Source organism: Aquifex sp., from assembly GCF_056494385.1.
The window spans coordinates 1-3,920 of record NZ_JBSLZM010000015.1; the positions used below are offsets into that span (position 1 = coordinate 1).

The window sequence follows — 3,920 nt, forward strand, 5'->3', positions numbered from 1 at the left end:
GAACTAATAACCAGAGACAAAAAACTTACAGAGCTTGGAGAGGTAGTTATTGAGATATTCAGGAAAGACCCAAGATTAGTCTGGCAGGTGGTCTGGGTGAATCTGTGTTTGAACTCTGACTTGTTTAATTGGTATGTAAAGACTATAGTATGGGGAGCAACTTTTACAAAGGAAACTCTCATAAATAAACTAACTCAGGAAGGAGTGAGGTCAAGAACTGCGCAGAATGCTATAAACTCCCTGATCAATACATTTGAAAATTCCCCCCTCGGTGAGTGGTTCGGTAAAAAGATAAAAGAGGAAAAGAGGAGGGCTGTTTATCTTAAGGCGGGCAGTGATGATATAAGCATATTTGCGGTTGGCTATGCGTTGTACAAGATGGCGGAAAAGAAGGGCATAAAGGGGACAACCGTTAGTGAGCTTTACATGGCGGGTCAAGATATGGGACCCTATGCTTTGTTCGGGCTCAGTAAGGAAAGCTTGATGCAGTCCCTCAGAAGCCTCAAAGACAAGGGGGTGCTCGGGGCGGACCTGGTGGCAGATCTTGACAACATACACTTTTATGAGGAGATATCTCCCTTAGATGTTCTGAAATTTGCCCTTAGGTGAGCTTTGTATGGGATTTAACAAATACTTCACCTTTGGACTGCGCAGGGAGTGGCTGGAAAGCTTCTTAGAAGGCGGTTTTGAGTGGTTCTGTGGATGCTCCTTGGGTCCTTACCAGAAAAAGGCTCTCCTTAATTACCTAAAAGATGCATGGATAATAGACGCAGACGATTTTACTGATATAGGTGAGTATATAGCGAGGCTGATGAATAAAGATAAAGAGACCGCTTGGCAGGCGGTATGGGTAAACCTGTGCCTAAACTCAGACCTGTTCAGATGGTATGTAAACACCGTTGAGTGGGGAGAAACCTTTACAAAAGAAAGTCTCGTAAGGGAGCTAACTAGTGAAGGCATAAGACAAAGAACAGCGCAAAACGCTATAAACTCCCTAATTAACACCTTTGAAACCTCTCCTCTTGGTGAATGGTTCGGGAAAAGATTAGAAAAGAAAGCCTACATCAAAGAAGGCCTTGAAACGGTGAACAAAGAACTTGTGTGGTATATGTCAAACATGCTTACGGTTGTGAATGAGAACCTTGCTCATAAATTCTTAGGTATTCCTGAAGAGGAATTCCTTAGATTATACGCTTTGATTTAGTATGAGGGCTGTTCTATAATTATACTAAGATGAGGTATTCTGACATATTGGGGCTTAAGGAGGGGTTCTCAGCCTACTACGTAATTACGAATGAAGAAGATGACAGTAAAAGATGGAACACCTTTATACCTCATGATAACTTCTATCAGCTACTTGAGCAGGTTTTAAGAGCTTTAAAAAGGCAGGACGGTAAGGGTTCTGTCTGGTTACAGGGACCTTACGGAGTAGGCAAAACTCACGCTTGTGCAGTCATAAAACATCTGCTGTTAGATGATTATGAAACTATAAAAGCTTACATTGACTCATCTTTTGAAGGCTTTGGTAAACAGATAGGCGCTCAAATTCTTGCTCTTAGGCAGAACAAAAAATATTTAACAGTAGCGTTGAAAGGTTTTGACAGCATACCAACCGTCAGCTACATATCTTACTTCCTGCAACAAAAGATAAAAGATACGCTTCTAAGACATGGTTTAGAGCTTCCGACTTTTAAAACGGATGTGGAAAGGATATATGAGCATATATCTTTGCTTAGAGAAGAAGTTGTAACTGATAAGCTTTCTGATTATTCAGATTACAAAGTTTTCCTGCGAGACCTGAAAGATAGAAGAGATAAAGCCATAATTGAAGCTATAAACATTTTGGAAAGCGAAGGTGTATTAATAGCTACTCCCTTAGATAAGTGGTTCAGAGAACTAAAAGCTCTTCTACATAGTAATGGATTTGATGGCATCTTTATTATTTGGGATGAGTTTACGGACTTCCTGAGAGATGAAAGAGTTATAAGCTTTGTTCAAAACCAGCTCGCGGAACACCCTGACATTCACCTTCTAATAGTTACTCATAGAACTGAGGAGAACATAAGGAGATATGTTGATGCGGACACAATAGAAAAAATAAAGGATAGGTTTTGGACTCATAGATTTGAAATGAAGGAAATTACAGCTTTTGAGGTTATAAGCAGAACCTTTGAGAAGAAAGACAAAGAGCTATGGGACAAGTTAAAAAATGAAAGAATGAATAAGGTTAAACAGCTTGTAGATACTATAGCCCATCAAAGAGGTGTAAAGAGAGACCTCATAACTAACCTGTATCCTTTTCACCCATATACGTCTTTCTTGATAAGCTATATGGCAGGACAGTTCCTATCCGCAGAAAGAAGCATCTTTGAGTTCTTATACAGCGAACGGGGAAAAGAAAAGAAAGGCTTCCAGATGTTTCTTGAGAACAACATAGAAGAGGAGCCGTTTCTAACAGCGGACTACCTATGGGATTTCTTCCATGAGCTTTTAGATGATAGAACCACCTCAGATATGGTAAAGGAAGTAATATACAGATATTCGGAAAAAGCTCAAAATATTGAATCCAAATTTAAAGACCAAAAGGATAAGTATCTCAGGATTTTAAAGGTAATAGTTCTAATGAACATTATTTACAGAAGTGTAAAGGATGCACCTGTACTACTGCGACCCCATGAAGATAACGTAAAGTTAGCCTTTGCAGGAACTCCCATACATGATGAATTTAACAAACTCCTTAACGAACTCGTTTCTTCTGGGATAGTGCCTAAAGACCCGGACGGAACACTGTTCGTACATGTGGGAGAACTGCCTGATAAGGAGATTAGAGAAAAAGTGGAAAACTTGAGAAAGAGTTTCTCCAGCCTTGCATCTGTAGTTTCAAACAATGCGGAAGCTAAAAGCTTGTATGAGAATACTGTTATAAGCCGTATTAAGAGTAATGTTTTAAGGGTACTGGAGTATATCAATGTGTATACTCAGGATTCAAGAAGCCTAAGATACAAAGTTGAAAAGATGAGTAAACATGCATTAAGGGTAGTATTTGGCTTACCAACTAAGGAAATTGACATAGCAGAGCTTAAGAAGGGTTTTAAGAAACTTTCAGAAGAATATAAAGATGTTGTATTTATGGTTCCGGAAAATTTCTTTGGTGAAGATACCATAAGCAGATGGATAGAGTATAGAGCAAAGGCTGAGGTGGCTCGTGCTCACAACAACGTCCAGTGGGAAACCCACTACACCAAACAGGCAAACAAAATCGTAGAGGATTTCCTGAGGACGTTAGCTGATGGATATATCTATGTACTATTCAGAGGAGAAAGCAATTCTATACCCTTTAGAGAAGTATCTCAATTGCTTAGCAAGCAAATTGCCACAAAGATATTTGAAGCGGGTGCTGAAAATATAAGTGGACTACCCCAGACAGTGTGGGATAAGAAGGCTACAAAGGACTTTATAGATAAGCTTTTGAAAGCAAGATTGAGAACAAATTTGGAAGATAAAGCCATAATTAAAGGACAACAAGCTCTTGTTTTGCCCGCTCTGAGAGCTAAAGACGGAAGATATGTTGTATCTGAAAACTTCAAGGTAGAGGATGTAGACCCTTACCATCCGATAGTTAGGGTAAAGAATGCTATATTGGAAACTTTAAGTGATAAAGATTCTTGTAATGAAGAGTGTTTTATACCTCTGAGGGAGCCTCCTTACGGTCTTTACAACAACCAGATAAACGCTTTTATACTAACCATGGCTTTCAAAGCTCTAAAAGATGAACTATACGAGGTGGGAAGCGGATTGATTTCTGAAATTCATCTTAGGGACTTTATACTTAACATACTTGAGGGTCGTACATCGCATACATATGTAAGACTCGGAAGCGAAGAAGACAAAATCCTGCCAGAGCTTCTTAGAGAGGCTTT

At 39.4% G+C, this 3,920-nt stretch carries 3 protein-coding genes; all 3 read left to right on the plus strand.

Going from position 1 to position 3,920, the window contains the following annotated elements; translation table 11 throughout:
• The coding region (locus ACWB1W_RS01270; RefSeq protein ID WP_479369583.1) for a hypothetical protein at window positions 1-609 on the plus strand (609 nt) is incomplete at its 5' end.
• A 7-nt stretch (window positions 610-616) separates the two neighbouring features.
• On the plus strand, window positions 617-1,204 hold the full coding sequence (locus ACWB1W_RS01275) for a hypothetical protein (protein WP_479369584.1): 588 nt from the start codon (window positions 617-619) through the stop codon (window positions 1,202-1,204).
• A gap of 29 nt (window positions 1,205-1,233) precedes the next feature.
• Window positions 1,234-3,920: hypothetical protein (locus tag ACWB1W_RS01280; protein ID WP_479369585.1), on the plus strand; the 2,687-nt coding region annotated here is incomplete at its 3' end.

What these genes read in the sequence shown, in the direction of transcription:
- ACWB1W_RS01275 (WP_479369584.1), top strand. Translation starts at nt 617, where the DNA reads ATGGGATTTAACAAATACTTCACCTTTGGACTGCGCAGGGAGTGGCTG.